12 protein-coding genes are annotated in these 14,150 nt (G+C 74.0%); 4 read left to right on the top strand and 8 right to left on the bottom strand.

What is annotated here, in order from left to right:
- The first annotated feature begins 10 nt into the window (after positions 1–10).
- A complete protein-coding gene (locus AB1207_RS07585; RefSeq protein WP_367637355.1) occupies positions 11–223 on the top strand; it encodes a hypothetical protein in 213 nt (70 codons plus the stop codon).
- 74 nt (positions 224–297) lie between these two features.
- Complete coding sequence (gene dxs, locus AB1207_RS07580; RefSeq protein ID WP_367637354.1) at positions 298–2,238, top strand: 1-deoxy-D-xylulose-5-phosphate synthase; 1,941 nt, start codon at positions 298–300, stop codon at positions 2,236–2,238.
- Position 2,239: 1 nt separating this feature from the next.
- Here dxs and AB1207_RS07575 read toward each other — a convergent pair whose 3' ends face one another.
- Positions 2,240–2,650, bottom strand: a complete 411-nt coding sequence (locus AB1207_RS07575) for a MerR family transcriptional regulator (RefSeq protein WP_367637353.1) — start codon at positions 2,648–2,650, stop codon at positions 2,240–2,242.
- Between the two features lie 10 nt (positions 2,651–2,660).
- Complete coding sequence (locus tag AB1207_RS07570; RefSeq protein WP_367637351.1) at positions 2,661–3,815, bottom strand: acyltransferase family protein; 1,155 nt, start codon at positions 3,813–3,815, stop codon at positions 2,661–2,663.
- Between the two features lie 642 nt (positions 3,816–4,457).
- Here AB1207_RS07570 and AB1207_RS07565 point away from each other — a divergent pair.
- On the top strand, positions 4,458–5,954 hold the full coding sequence (locus AB1207_RS07565) for a SulP family inorganic anion transporter (protein ID WP_437178884.1): 1,497 nt from the start codon (positions 4,458–4,460) through the stop codon (positions 5,952–5,954).
- A gap of 74 nt (positions 5,955–6,028) precedes the next feature.
- Entirely contained in the window at positions 6,029–6,235 is a 207-nt protein-coding gene (locus tag AB1207_RS07560) for an MYXO-CTERM sorting domain-containing protein (protein WP_367637350.1), read from the top strand.
- Positions 6,236–6,510: 275 nt separating this feature from the next.
- Here the strand turns inward: AB1207_RS07560 and AB1207_RS07555 are convergent, their stop codons facing one another.
- From AB1207_RS07555 to AB1207_RS07530, 6 genes are all read right to left on the bottom strand, one after another.
- Positions 6,511–7,269, bottom strand: a complete 759-nt coding sequence (locus AB1207_RS07555; protein ID WP_367637348.1) for a hypothetical protein — start codon at positions 7,267–7,269, stop codon at positions 6,511–6,513.
- Between the two features lie 143 nt (positions 7,270–7,412).
- On the bottom strand, positions 7,413–7,934 hold the full coding sequence (locus AB1207_RS07550) for a CAP domain-containing protein (protein WP_367637347.1): 522 nt from the start codon (positions 7,932–7,934) through the stop codon (positions 7,413–7,415).
- A 79-nt stretch (positions 7,935–8,013) separates the two neighbouring features.
- Complete coding sequence (locus AB1207_RS07545) at positions 8,014–10,668, bottom strand: sensor domain-containing protein (protein WP_367637346.1); 2,655 nt, start codon at positions 10,666–10,668, stop codon at positions 8,014–8,016.
- A gap of 89 nt (positions 10,669–10,757) precedes the next feature.
- The gene (locus tag AB1207_RS07540) at positions 10,758–11,783 is read right to left on the bottom strand and encodes a sugar phosphate isomerase/epimerase family protein (RefSeq protein WP_367637345.1); all 1,026 of its coding nucleotides are present in this window, start codon (positions 11,781–11,783) and stop codon (positions 10,758–10,760) included.
- Positions 11,784–11,792: 9 nt separating this feature from the next.
- Entirely contained in the window at positions 11,793–12,986 is a 1,194-nt protein-coding gene (locus tag AB1207_RS07535) for a Gfo/Idh/MocA family protein (protein WP_367637344.1), read from the bottom strand.
- Positions 12,987–13,076: 90 nt separating this feature from the next.
- Positions 13,077–14,078 carry a LacI family DNA-binding transcriptional regulator gene (locus AB1207_RS07530; RefSeq protein WP_367637343.1) on the bottom strand — a complete coding sequence of 334 codons (1,002 nt, stop codon included), beginning with the start codon at positions 14,076–14,078 and terminating at the stop codon, positions 13,077–13,079.
- Positions 14,079–14,150: the final 72 nt, after the last annotated feature.

The raw sequence follows: 14,150 nt of genomic DNA, 5'->3' as shown, positions 1-14,150 counted from the left end.
CCCTGGGGTCGTGGACCGTCCGACCGCCCCGCGCACGTCGACGCCGCGCTTCGTCGTGGCGTCCGTCGTCGGCGGTCTGGCCGTGGCGATGCTGGCCGCTCTCGCCTTCGGCGACAGCCCGGTCCGCGCCGCGCTGGAGGGGGTGGCCGTGGTGGTGGTGCTCCTGGCCCTCGGCGGCGCGGAGCGCTGGACCCGGGGACGGACCCGGGGCACCTCGCGCTGACCCGTGCAGGGCGGCACGGACTGGCGCACGGACGGCAGCCGCCTAAGCTGCCCCCGCAGACGAGAGGAGCACCTGTGGACCTGCTCGGATCGATCCGGTCTCCCCGAGACCTCGACGACCTGACCCCGCAGCAGATGGTCGAGCTGGCGGCGGAGATCCGTCGCTTCCTCGTCGCGTCCGTCGCCAAGACCGGTGGTCACCTGGGTCCGAACCTCGGGGTGGTGGAGCTGACGCTGGCGATGCACCGCGTCTTCGACTCCCCCAAGGACCCGATCATCTTCGACACGGGGCACCAGTCCTACGTGCACAAGCTGCTGACGGGCCGGCAGGACTTCTCGCACCTGCGCGAGCGCGGCGGCCTCGCCGGGTACCCCCAGCGCAGCGAGTCCGAGCACGACATCGTCGAGTCCTCCCACGCGTCGGCGTCGCTGTCGTGGGCCGACGGGATCTCGCGCGCCTTCAAGCTCAGCGGGCAGACCGACCGCACGGTCGTCGCCGTCGTCGGCGACGGGGCGCTCACGGGCGGGATGACGTGGGAAGCCCTCAACAACATGTCCCACGACAACGACCGTCGGCTGGTCATCGTCGTCAACGACAACGGACGTTCCTACGGCGCCACGATCGGTGGGATGGCGCGCTTCCTCAGCACGGTGCGGACGCGCAGCGAGTACCGCCGCCTGCACGAGAAGAGCCAGGCCGCGGCCGACCGCTTCGGTTCGCCCGGTCGCGCCTTCTACCGCGGGCTCCGGGGCGGGATGCGCGGTTTCCTCGCGCGGTTCACCGACAACGAGGCGCTGTACTCCAACCTGGACGTCAAGTACGTCGGCCCCGTCGACGGCCACGACCAGGAGGCCGTGGAGCAGGCGCTGCGGCAGGCCCGCGACTACGGGACGCCGGTCATCGTCCACGCCATCACCGAGAAGGGGCACGGTTTCGAACCGGCCCTGCGCGACCAGGCCGACCAGTTCCACGCCGTGGGCAAGATCGACCCGACGACGGGTGAATCCCTCGAGGTCGCAGGCGGCACGACGTGGACGTCGGTGTTCTCCCACGAGCTCGCCGAGCTCGGCGAGGAGAACTCCCGCATCGTCGCGATCACGGCGGCCATGCTGCGGCCCACCGGGTTGCACACCTTCGCCGAACGCCACCCCGAGCGCGTGTTCGACGTGGGCATCGCCGAGCAGCACGCGGTGACGACGGCCGCGGGCCTGGCGTACGGGGGGCTGCACCCCGTCGTCGCCCTCTACGCGACGTTCGTGAACCGCGCGTTCGACCAGGTCCTCATGGACGTCGCCCTGCACAAGGCGGGCGTGACGTTCGTGTTCGACCGCGCCGGGGTCACCGGCCCGGACGGCCCCAGCCACCACGGCATGTGGGACCTCGCTCTGCTGCAGGTGGTTCCGGGCATCCGCATCGCCGCGCCGAGGGACGCCGCGACCCTGCGCGAGGAACTCGCCGAGGCCGTCGCCGTCGAGGACGGGCCGACCGTCCTGCGCTACCCCAAGGGTGCGGTGGGGCCTGACGTCCCGCGGTTGTTCCGCCTGTCCGACGGGGTCGACGTCCTGGCCGAGGCCCCCGACTCCTCGCGCGACGTCCTGCTCGTCGCCGTCGGCTCGATGGCCACCACGGCGCTGGAGACGGCGTCGCTGCTGGCGGCGCAGGGCATCGGCGCCACCGTCGTCGACCCGCGCTGGGTCGTCCCGATCGCGGGTTCCCTCGTGGAACTGTGCCGCGAGCACCGCCTCGTCGTGACGATCGAGGACGGCGTCCGCGTCGGCGGCATCGGCACCCGGCTGCGCCAGGACCTGCGCGAGGCCGACGTCGACACGGGGGTCACCGAACTCGGGTTGCCCGACGAGTTCCTCGACCACGCGTCGCGCAGCCAGATCCTGCGCGACGCCGGCCTGGACGCCCAGTCGATCGCGCACCGCATCATCGACCAGGTCATCGGGACGCGCCTGCCGCAGGCCCGGCCGTTGCGGGAACGCTCGTCCGTCGGGGACCTGCCCGACTGAGTCAGGGGAGGCGGGCGCGCAGGGCGGCGAGGAAGTCGTCCGCGCCCGCCATCTGCTCGGCCAGCTTGTCGCGGCGTTCGCGCACGTCGTCGATCGCGCGGCGCAGTTCGAGCTCCAGCTCGGGAGCCTGCGCGCCCTCCCGGTCGACGCGGTCGAGCACCTGCAGCACGTGCCGCATCTCGTCGAGGCTGAACCCGAGGGGTTTCATGCGCCGGATGGTCAGCATGCGCTGGATGTCGGACTCGCTGTAGAGCCGGTAGTTCCCCGCGCTGCGGGCGGCGCTCAGCAGGCCCTGGTCGTCGTAGTACCGCACGGTCCGGTGCGACAACCGGACGCGCTCGGCCACCTCGCCGACCTGGTAGACGGCCCCGTCGGCGGCGCCCGTCCCGTCGTCGTGCTGTTCCGTGCTCACCCGGGCCAGCTTAAGCGCGTCGACGCCGCCCCCCGGTGACCCAGGCGGCGTCCTTGTGGGACAGGGCCGGCGACTCGACGAAGCGCCACGACAGCGCGGCCACCCCGGCCGTGACGGCGAGGCTGAGGAGGACGAACCCGGCGCCGACGGCGTCCGCGAGCCCGGCGGTCGCCAGGACGAGCGCGATCGGCCAGTGCCAGACGTAGACGCCGTAGGACAGGTCCCAGCGCGGCCGCCAGCGCAGCGGCAGCCGGACCACGGCGTAGAGGAAGGCGTAGGCGAAGGCCGGTCCGGCCAGGGCGCGGTAGTCCGGCAGCAGCGCGAGCCCGGCGGCCACGAGCGCGACCGCCGCGACCGCCAGCGGCAACGACAGCACGAGGCGGTCGGCGTACAGGTGCCCGGCGACCCCGAGCAGGAAGACGAAGGCGAAGCGCAGCATGAGCTCGGAACCCACGGGGTTGAACCCGGCCGTCGCCGACACGGTTGTCGCCCACAGCAGGCCCAGCAGGACGAGGACCACCCAGCGGCGGCGGGCGAGGACGCCGATGACCCCGAGGGCCGCGACGACCCCGTAGCAGGCGGCCTCGTAGAAGAGCGTCCACAGCGATCCGTTGACGACCGAGCCGCCGCCGTCGTCGCCGAGGCCGGCGATCCCGAACTGCCGCACCAGGAGGGCTGCGTTCGAGGTGACGTAGCCGACGGCGGAGTCGGGGCCGGAGAACACCGACGTCGGGCCCCGTCCCGACAGGACCGCGAGGACCGGCGCGACGACGAGGGCGGTGAGCGCGAGGCTGACGTAGAAGGCGGGGAGGATGCGCAGCGCGCGGTGCCAGACGAACCGGCGCAGGGACCCCAGGCGCAACCAGCTGCCCGCCACGAGGAAGCCGCTGAGCACGAAGAACCCGTCGACGGCGAGGCTGCCGACGTCGGTCGCGCCGACCTCGGGCTGGTGGCCGAAGCCGAGGTACGTCGTGTGGACGACCGCCACGGTGAGCGCGAGGGCCAGGCGCAGGACGTCGAGCGCGTTGTGCCGGGGGTCGAAGGCCGTGGCCAGCGTCCGGCCGCGCGACGGCGAGGCGTGCCGGGCGGCGGGGACGCGCTGGGCGGAACGGGTGGAGCGGGCGCCGGTGGTGCCGGTCGTCCTCGGACTGGTGCGGGTCGTCACGTGACCTCGTCTCGAGTGGGGCCGCGCGGGCCGGTCGGCTGCGCGGAGTGCTGGGGAGGAGGCGAGCCGCCGTCCACGAGCGCCTCCCCCGAGGTCTGCTGACGTCCCGAACCCTACCGTGACGTGAAGGTAGATTCCCAGAGGGGCGTCCGCAAGCGGTCCGGCTCCCAGGGTTCCGGAGGCGCGCGCGAGGAGCCACGACGAGGCGTGCCGTCGACGCGGCCGCGAGCCGTCGGCCGCTCACCTGCGACACCCCACGGTGGACGCCGTCCCGCCACCCCCGGTCAGGACCTGCGGAGGTCCCTGCGGTGCAAAGGATCCCGACGGCGTGGGCGGGCCGCGCCCGACACCCCCACCGACGGGTCGTGCTGCGCTCCGCCCGCGTCCAGGCCCGCCGCCGCACCGACCTCGCACCGCGAGGTCCCCCGTGACCGCCCGAGGGATCCCGGCGCCACTCCCGCGGACGCCGGCCCACACGCAACGTCACGAGCGGCAACCCTTGGTCGACCACAGAGGAGGACGCGCCGTAACCTTCTTCTCACGTCAAGGTAGAGTCAGCTCCGCCGCCGCTCCCCGCCCGACCGCCACGGCGGTCCGGAGCGCCTCCACGCCCTTCCCCGGTCTCCCTCCGAACGGACGCCTGTGACCACGACCGCCCTGCGCCCCCGCCCGCTCACCCGCCTCCGCGCGGGCCTGCCGTCGCCGACCGTCCTGCGCACCGAGGTGCTCGCCGGCCTCGTCGTCGCGCTCGCCCTCATCCCCGAGGCGATCTCGTTCTCGATCATCGCCGGGGTCGACCCCCGCGTCGGCCTCTTCGCCTCCTTCACGATGGCCGTCTCGATCGCCGTGCTCGGCGGCCGGCCCGCGATGATCTCCGCCGCCACCGGCGCCGTGGCCCTTGTCATCGCCCCCGTGGTGCGCGAGCACGGCCTGCAGTACCTGCTGGCGACCGTCGTCCTGGGCGGTCTGATCCAGGTGGTCCTCGGGCTCCTGCGGGTGCCGCGCCTCATGCGGTTCGTGCCGCGCAGCGTCATGGTCGGGTTCGTCAACGCCCTGGCGATCCTCATCTTCTGGGCGCAGGTCCCCCACCTCGTCGGGGTGCCGTGGCTGGTCTACCCGATGGTCGCGGCCGCTCTGGCGATCATGGTGTTCCTGCCCCGGCTGACGACCGCGGTACCCGCGCCCCTGGTCGCGATCGTGGTCCTCACCGCGCTGACGGTCGTCGCGCACCTGGCGGTCCCCAACGTCGGGGACGAGGGCGCCCTGCCGGACAGCCTCCCCGTCCTGGCCCTGCCCGACGTCCCGCTCACGCTCGAGACGCTCCGCATCATCGCCCCGTACGCGGTGGGCATGGCGCTCGTCGGGCTGATGGAGTCGCTCATGACGGCGACGCTGGTCGACGAGGTGACCGACACCCGGTCGTCCAAGACGCGGGAGGCGTGGGGCCAGGGGGCCGCCAACGTCATCACCGGGTTCTTCGGCGGCATGGGCGGGTGCGCCATGATCGGCCAGACGATGATCAACGTGCGCTCAGGCGCCCGCACCCGGCTGTCGACGTTCCTGGCCGGGGTGTTCCTGCTCGTGCTCGTCGTGGGCCTCGGTGACGTCGTCGCGGTGATCCCCATGGGCGTTCTCGCGGCCGTCATGGTGATGGTCGCCGTGGGGACGTTCGACTGGCACTCGGTGCGCCCCGGGACGTTGCGCCGCATGCCGCGCAGCGAGACCGCGGTCATGGTGACGACCGTCGTGGTCGTGGTGGTGACGCACAACCTCGCCATCGGGGTCGTCGTCGGCGTCGTCGTCGCGGCACTGCTCTTCGCCCGGCGGGTGGCGCACCTCGTCGAGGTGGACGGCGAACTCAGCGGCGACGGCGCGGTGAAGACGTACCGCGTGCACGGCGCACTGTTCTTCGCCTCCTCGAACGACCTCGTCGGGCAGTTCGACTACCCCGGCGACCCGTCCCGGGTCGTCGTCGACCTGTCCGACTCCCACGTCTGGGACGCCTCGACCGTCGCCGCCCTCGACGCGGTCACGACGAAGTACGCCGCGCGGGGCACGTCGGTGGAGTTCGTCGGCCTCAACGACGCCAGCGCGCAGATGCACGAACGCCTCGCCGGGCACCTCGCGCCCTCGCACTGAGCGCGGAAAACCCGGTCGTCCCTCCCCCTCGCGACCTCCTACCGTCGGAACCGCCGCACGGAGAGGAGGTCCGGATGTCGTCGACCACCGAGGTCGGGGTTCACCGTCCTGGAACCACGGAACCGCCCGGAGTTGCGCCCACCGCCCCCGTGACCGTCGCCGTCGTCGGGCTCCTCCTCGCGCGTCGACGGGAGCGTCAGCGTTGGGAGGCGTTGCGGCGCAGCGGTTCGTGGCCGCTGTCGGTGTGGTGGGACGAGGCGCTGGGGAACTGCCGGGAGTGAACCGGGCGCGGCCGCGCGGTTCCCGGCCGCGCGTCGGAACCGTTGCCGCGGCCGCCCGCGCCGACCGTGGCGCCGTTCCCACACCTGCACCCACGTGGGACCGGGCCTGGGAACGGCGCACGCGTCACCCCGACGACCGTCCCGCCGGTCCCACACCTGCACCCACGTGGGACCGGCGTCGGATCACCCGTGGGTGTCCCGTCGGAACCGCGGCACCCGTCGGAACCGCGGCACCCGTCGGAACCGCAGCACCGACGCGACGAGCGGAACCGCCCTCACTCCGGCGGCGTCAACTGCTTCGGCAGGCACACGTTCCCGCGCTCGGCGGCGGGGGTGGTGGCGAACATGCTGGCGCACCAGGTGCGCACGTCGTCGGCGTTCCCGAACGGGCCGGCGGCCAGCGTCACCCAGTAGGGGTTGTCCCGCTTGTCGACGAGGCCGTCGCCGAAGTCGGTGGTCTTGAGCACGAACACGTCGCCGCCGGCGACGCCGGAGGCGATCTCCCGGCTCTGGGCGAGGATGTCGGCGGCGTAGAAGGTGCTGCTGCCGTTGGCCGCGGTCTGCACGGGGTCCGTCGTCCCGACGCTCTTCGCGGCGAGCTGGGCGACCCACTGGCCGTCCGGCGGGTGGGCCGCCAGGCCCTGGCGGCGCAGCTCCTCGAGCTCGGCGGTGGCGGCCGCGTCGGCGGCGGCGGTCCCCCCGGCGGGGCGTCCGGTGGGCGACGGGCCGGGCGCGCTGGTCGGTGCGCCGGCGGTGCCCTCCTGGGGGGCGGGGGCCGACGTCGCGCCGACCGTGCGTGCGGCGAGGACGCCGAGGAGCGCGACGAGGACGAGCGCGAGGACGGCCGCGACGACCTGCAGCCCCCGCGGCGGGCGCGGGGGACGCGGGTGGTCCTGGTGCTCGTCCCGGACCACCTCGGGCTGCGAGGGCGCGAGGGTGCCGGTGCCCGTCACGGGAGGCGTCGGACCGGACGAGCCGGTGCCGGACTCGCGGGGGCCGGGGTCGAACTGCTCCCACCAGGGTGCACCCGCCACGACGACCTCCCGACGCCCGGGTGCGGCCGTCGCACCCACTTCCCGCGCCCCACGCACGACCCCTCCGACGCCGGCCGCGGCGGAGGGGTTCCCGCACGGCCCCAGCATGCCCCGACGGGGGCGGCCGGGTCGCGCCGAGCGGCTCAGGCCCAGCCGGCGAAGACCTGCGTCCAGTAGGTGCCGGCGGCGCCGGGCGCCTCGGCGATCCCGACGGAGGCCAGGCGGCAGTCCAGGAGGTTGGCACGGTGGCCGGGGCTGGCCAGCCACGCGTCGACGACGCCGTCGGCGTCGTAGCCGTACGCCACGTTCTCGGCGGTGCGCACCGGGAAGGCCCCGACGGCGGCCAGGCGGGTCCGCGGCGAGCTGCCGTCGGCCCCGGTGTGGGTCATGGTCCCGGTCGAGGCCATCTCGGCGCTGTGCGCCTCGGCGGCCGTCTCGAGGGCGGGGTCGAGGACCAGCGGCGCGCAGCCGACGGCGGCGCGGGCGGCGTTGGTGCGGTCGAGCACGTGCAGCGCGGCGGGGTCCACCTCGCGGGTCGTGTCGTCGGCCGACGCGGGGGCGGCGAGCGCGACGGCGGAGATCGCGGCGAGGGTCGTGGTCAGCGCGGCCGCGGCCAGCGGGCGCCGTGAGGACCGCGGGGAGACCCGCGGGAGGGACGTCGTCATGCGGCGCACTCAACCAGTCCTGTGCGCTCGCGAGGGTTCTGTTGTGAGATGAACCACACGATCCGTGGCTATTCGATCACTATCCGTCATAGCCCGATGAGAGGTGGGACGCAGCACCGCGGTCGTCGGTTCCCGGTCCGCGGTGGACGACGACGCGCCCCTTGCCGGCCCGCTTCGCCGCGTACATCGCCTCGTCGGCGTCGCGCAGCAGCTCCTCGGCCGGTGCGCTGCCGCGGCACCAGCGCACGCCGATGCTCGCGCCGACGACCGCCTGGTGCCCGACGCCCGCGTGCCCACGGACGGCCAGCGGGTCGCGCAGGGCGTCCAGGACCCGCCGGCCGATCGCGACGAGGTCCTCCTCGGTGCTCGTCCCCGGGCAGACGACGGCGAACTCGTCCCCGCCCAGGCGCGCGACGGTGTCGCCCGGGCGGACGCACGCGGTCAAGAGCGCGGCCACCTGGACGAGCAGGTCGTCCCCGGCCTCGTGCCCGGCGGTGTCGTTGACCGCCTTGAACCCGTCGAGGTCGACGTACAGCAGCCCGACGTGCCCGGCCCCCCGTCCCGCCGCGGCCACGGCGTGCTCGAGGCGGTCGAGGAACAGGAGCCGGTTCGGCAGTCCCGTGAGGGCGTCGTGCAGGGCTTGGCGCTGCAGTTCGGCCTGCGCGGCGAGGCGTTCGGTGACGTCCTCGACGAGGCAGAGCATCGTCACCTCACCCCCGCGCAGCCGGACGAGGGTCGCGGTGACCTGCACCCGCAGGGGCTCCTGGCCGCCCCGGGCGATCTGCAGGTCGAGCCGCTGCTCGGCGGTGAAGCCGCTGAGGACGTCCGCGAAGAGGTCGTCGCCGCTCTCCCCGCCCAGGAAGATGCCGCCGACGTCCGTCCCCAGGAGGTCCCCCTCGGCCCGGCCCGTGAAGCGCGACAGCGACCGGTTCACCCGCTGCAGCCGTCCCGCCTCGGCGCCGGAGGCCCGCACGAGCGCGATGCCGACGGGCGCCGCGTGCAGGGCGGTGCGGAACAGGGCCTCGGAGTCCTCCAGTTCGGAGACGTCGGTGGCCATGCCGATGAACCCCTGCACGTCCCCGTCGGCGCCGAGCAGGGCCGTCGTGGTCAGGCTCACGGGGAACGTGCGTCCGTCGCGGTGCCGGAAGGAGAAGCGGGCCGTCCGGGCCCCGTCCGCAGCGACGCGGAAGAAGAGCTGGCGCGGGTCGTCGAGCCCCTCGGCCGCCGCGACCGCGCGCAGCTCGTCCGCGACGAAGAACCGCGCCGAGTCGGTGCCGACGACCTCGGCCGCCGTCCAGCCGAGCATGCGCTCGGCGCCCTCGTTGAACAGCGTCGTCACCCCGGAGGTGTCGACCGCGACGATGGCGTGCTCGGTGGCCGCGGCCAGGACGCCGGAGACCAGCTCGTGCGCCCGCGCGACGCGGGCGGTGGCGGCCCGCACCTCGGTGACGTCGTGGAAGGCGGCGACCACTCCCCCGCTCCAGGGGACGCCGGCCACGCGCGGCAACGGCCGGGCGCTGACGTTGAGCAGCACGCCGCCCGGGTGCTGGGGCGAGACGAAGCGCAGGTCCTCGGCGTCGACGCCCTCGCCGCGCAGGGCGCGCGCGATGGGCCCGTCACCGACGGGGTAGGCCGAACCGTCGACGTGCTGCAGGGCGATCCGCCGGCCCCAGTCCTCGCGCGTCGCCCGGGTCCCCCCGAGCAGCCGTTCGGCGGCCGGGTTGCGCAGCAGCGAGTCCCCGCGGGCGTCGAAGACGCACACGGCGTCGGAGATGGAGGCGAACACGGCGGCCAGCAGGTCCGCCTGCTCGGCCGCCTGCCGGGCGTTGTCGGCGCTCTCGTCGCGGTGCAGCGCCAGCACGAGCGTGAGGAAGGCCAGGACCCCCGTGAACGCCTCCGCGCACACGGCCTGCAGGTCCGGCGGCAGGTGCGCCCAGGGTCCGCGGCCGGCCCAGGTCGCGGCGACGACGACCCCGGCCCCCACGACGACGTGCACCGTGGCCGCGGTCGTCGTGCGCCGCAGGGCGACCCACACCGCGACGGGGACGACGAGGAAGGCCACCGGAGCGCCGTCGAGGAGCCAGAACGTCAGGCCGTACGCGGCGACGGTCGCGGCGAGGACGGCCAGCCGCTCACCCAGGCGCGTCCCGTGACCGGGGGCGTCGGGCCGCCGCTCGGCCGTGCGCAGGACGATCGCCAGGACGAGGAACGTCGAGACGCCGGTGCGCAGCAGCCACTGGGCGGCGGGCAGACCGACGGGGACACCGGCGACGGCGAAGGCGAGCGCGGCGACGGGGGTGGAGGCCAGGGCGCCGAGGGCGGCCGACAGGGCCAGGGAGCGCAGGTGCGCGGGCGTGGTGAGCCGGAACCCCGCGGGTTCCAGACGGCGGTGGCTGTGCGCGCCGACGAGCGCGTGCACGAGCGCGGCGACCCCGAGCACGAGCGACTCCGCCGGCGGCATGGCGGTCAGGACGCGCAGGACGGTCGTGAGCAGGACCAGCAGGGCGCCGTCCAGGACACGGTGACGTCGGCCGGGCGAGCCCGCGAGCCAGAGCAGTCCCACCGCCGACGCCGGCCAGACGATGGCCAGGTGCGCGCCGTCCGTCGTGGCACCGCGGCCCAGGAGGACAGCGGCGACCAGGACCACCGCGAAGACCGCCCGTCCACGCCACGTCCCGCGCAGCCACGCGGGTTCCCCGGGCGCGTCGACGAGGCGACCGGGCACGGACGGCACGGGAGCACCCCCTCGACGCGAGAGACCTGTGGCGCACCGGAGCGGGGCGCACCACAGGTCTCATCGGCCGATCGAGTGAGGCGCTTGAATCAGCCCTTCGAGCTGAACGCCGCGTCGAAGGCGGCGGCCGGGGGCTGGAACAACTCGCCGAGGCGGCGGACGAAGGCGAGGGCGTCGGGCGCCCCGCGCAGCCGGTCGACGCCGGCGTCCTCCCACTCCACGCTCGTGGGGCCCTCGTAGGCGATGTTGTTGAGCTCGCGGAAGATCAGCTCCCACGGGACGTCGCCGTGGCCGACGGACGTGAAGTCCCAGCCGCGGCGGGAGTCCGCCCAGGCCAGGTGCGAACCGAGGCGGCCGGCGCGGCCGTCGAGCTGCTTGCGCGAGTCCTTGCAGTGCACGTGGTAGATCCGGTCGGCGAAGTCGCGCAGGAACCCGATCGGGTCCAGGTCCTGCCAGACGAAGTGCGACGGGTCGAAGTTCAGGCCGAACGCCTCGCGGTGGCCGATGGCCTCCAGCGCCCGCTTCGTCGTCCAGTAGTCGTAGGCGATCTCGGACGGGTGCACTTCGTGGGCGAACTTCACGCCCACCTCGTCGAAGACGTCGAGGATCGGGTTCCAGCGGTCGGCGAAGTCCTGGTACCCCGCCTCGACCATGGAGTCGGGGGTGGGGGGGAACATCGCGACGGTGTGCCAGATCGAGGACCCGGTGAACCCGGTGACGGTCTTCACGCCGAGGCGGGCCGCGGTGCGGGCGGTGTCCTTGACGTACTCCGCCGCGCGCTGCCGGACGCCCTCGGGGTCGCCGTCGCCCCACACGTCCACCGACACGATGTCCTGGTGGCGCTGGTCGATGAGGTCGCACACGGCCTGCCCGGACAGGTGGGCCGAGATCGTCCAGACCTGCAGGCCGTACTTCTCGAGCGTCGCCTTCTTCTGCGCGATGTACTCGTCGTCCGTCGCCCCGCGGGTGGAGTCGAGGTGGTCGCCCCAGGTCGCGATCTCGAGGCCGTCGAAACCCCACTCGGAGGCGAGGCGGCAGACCTCCTCGAACGGCAGGTCGGCCCACTGGCCGGTGAACAGGGTGACGGGACGCGGGGTCTTGAGCGGTTCAGCCACGGTCTCTCCTCAGATGCTCGTGTAGACGGAGTCGTTCTCGGCGCTGCGCTGCACCGCTTCCAGGACCTGCTGCACCTGCAGCCCGTCGGCGAAGCTCGGCGAGGGGTCGCGCTCGTCGGCGATCGCCCCGAGGAACTCCTGCAGCTCGTGGACGAACGGGTGGTCGTACCCCAGGCCGTGACCGGCGGGCCACCAGTTCGCGACACCGGGGTGCTCGGGTTCGGTCGCCAGGATCCGGCGGAACCCGTTCTCGGCGTCCGGCAGCGTCCCGTCGAAGAAGTGCAGTTCGTTCATGGACTCGAAGTCGAAGGCGATCGACCCCTTCGAGCCGTTGACCTCGATGCGCATGCCGTTCTTGCGGCCCAGCGCCATGCGGGTCGCCTCGAACGTCATGAGCGCCCCGCCGTCGCCGCGGCCGAAGAACACCGCGGCGTCGTCGACGGTCACGTCGCCGTACTCGCTGGACGCCTCCGCACCCAGGCCGGTGTTGGCGCCCGTGCGGGTCGCCTCCAGCGGGCGCTTCTTGACGAACGTCTCGACCGTCCCGGAGACGCCGGTCAGGCGCTGGCCGGTGATGAACTGCGCGGCGTCGATGATGTGGGACCCGATGTCCCCCAGCGCACCCGCGCCCGAGCGGTCCTTCTGCAGCCGCCAGGTCAACGGGAACTCGGGGTCGACGATCCAGTCCTGCAGGTACACCGCCCGCACCTGGCGCAGTTCGCCGAGGCGGCCCTGCTCGACGAGCTGGCGGGCCAGGCCGATGGCCGGGACCTGGCGGTAGTTGAACGCCACCATGCTGCGGACCCCGCGCGCGGCGGCGGCCTGCGCGGCCTCCGTCATGCGCTGCGCCTCCTCGACCGTCTTGGCCAGGGGCTTCTCGCAGATGACGTGCTTGCCGGCCTCGAGCGCGGCGATCGCGATCTCGGCGTGGGAGTCGCCCGGGGTGAGGATGTCGATGACGTGGACGTCGTCGCGCTCGACCAGCGTGCGCCAGTCGTCGACGCCCTCGGCCCAGCCGAACTGCGTGGCGGCGGCCTGCGCGCGGCCGAGGTCCCGGCCCGCGAGCGCGACGCGCTTCGTGCGGAACCGGGGGGTGCCGACGTGGTCGACCGTGCGCCAGGCGTGCGAGTGCACCGCGCCCATGAAGGAGTGGCCGACGACGGCGACCCCGAGTTCCGGCAGTGCGTTCTGGTCAGCGGACATGCGGGCTGGTCCTCCCGGGACGTCGTCGTCGTTCTCTGGCCTGCGGGTCGTGCCGTGCTGGTGGTGCTGGTGCGGATCGTACTAACCGGTTCAGGGTCGCGGAACGCGCGGGGTGGGCCCCGTCCGCACCGAGGACCGGCGGGTCACCGAGGCCGGGACCCGCTGCACCTGCGCGGGCCCGGACCCCTGCTCGAGCAGGTCGAACAACCACGTCATCGCCTGCCGCGAGACGTCGCGCGGGTGCGTCGAGACCGCGGTGAGCGGGACGGTGAAACCCGTCGCCTCCACGTCGGTGGCGAGGGCGACGAGGTCCAGGTCGGTGCCCGGGCGCAGCCCCGCCTCCTGCACCGCGTGGACGACGCGGTTCAGGTGCGCGGTGACGAGCAGCGCCTCGCAGCCGCCGGCCAGGACGGCCCGCACCTGCTCCTCCACGCGGTCGCGCTCCAGCGGCACCCAGTCGAGGGCCACCCCGGCGGCCGCGGCGGCCGCCTGCGCGGCGGCCCGGAACCGCGGGACGTAGTTCAGCCCCCGGTCCACCGTCTCCGACCCCCACACCAGCGCCGCGACGCGGGCGTTGGCGGCGAGTTCGCCGACGAGGAGGCGCGCCCCGTCCTCGAAGTCGAAGTCGATGCAGTGCAGCCCCTCGGCGTCGTCGGGGAACCCGATGAACAACGTCGGCACCCGCAGTTCGCGGGCGATCGCGGCGCGCGGGTCGTCCGAGCTGACCTCCATGACGACGACGGCGTCGCACAGGGCCCGGCCGGCGACGCGCCGCAACCCGTCCACGCCCTCCTCGGCCGTGACGATGAGGACGTCGTGGTCGCGCGCCCGGGCCGCGAGGGTGATCTCCTCGATGAAGGCCATCAGCCCGGTCGCGCCGAGCGCGACGTCGAACGGCATGACGACGGCGATGATCTGCGTGCGCTGGCTGGCCAGCGCACGGGCCCCGGCGTTCGGCTGGTAGGTCAGCTGCTCCATGGCGTCCTCGACGATGCGGCGGGTGCGCTCGGAGATCGGCCGCTTGCCGCTCATGACGTAGGACACGGTGCTCTGGGAGACGCCCGCCACGCGCGCGACGTCCTTGCTCGTCACGGTGCGACCCGTCGCACTCCGGTTCCCGGCCACCGCGCCTCCCCGACACCGCGCGCCCGGCGTCCGCCCGTC

The organism is Kineococcus endophyticus, from assembly GCF_040796495.1.
In the GTDB taxonomy this organism is placed as follows: domain Bacteria; phylum Actinomycetota; class Actinomycetes; order Actinomycetales; family Kineococcaceae; genus Kineococcus; species Kineococcus endophyticus.
Note: the sequence above shows the minus strand (reverse complement) of the source record. Positions and strands in the feature narration are given on the sequence as shown.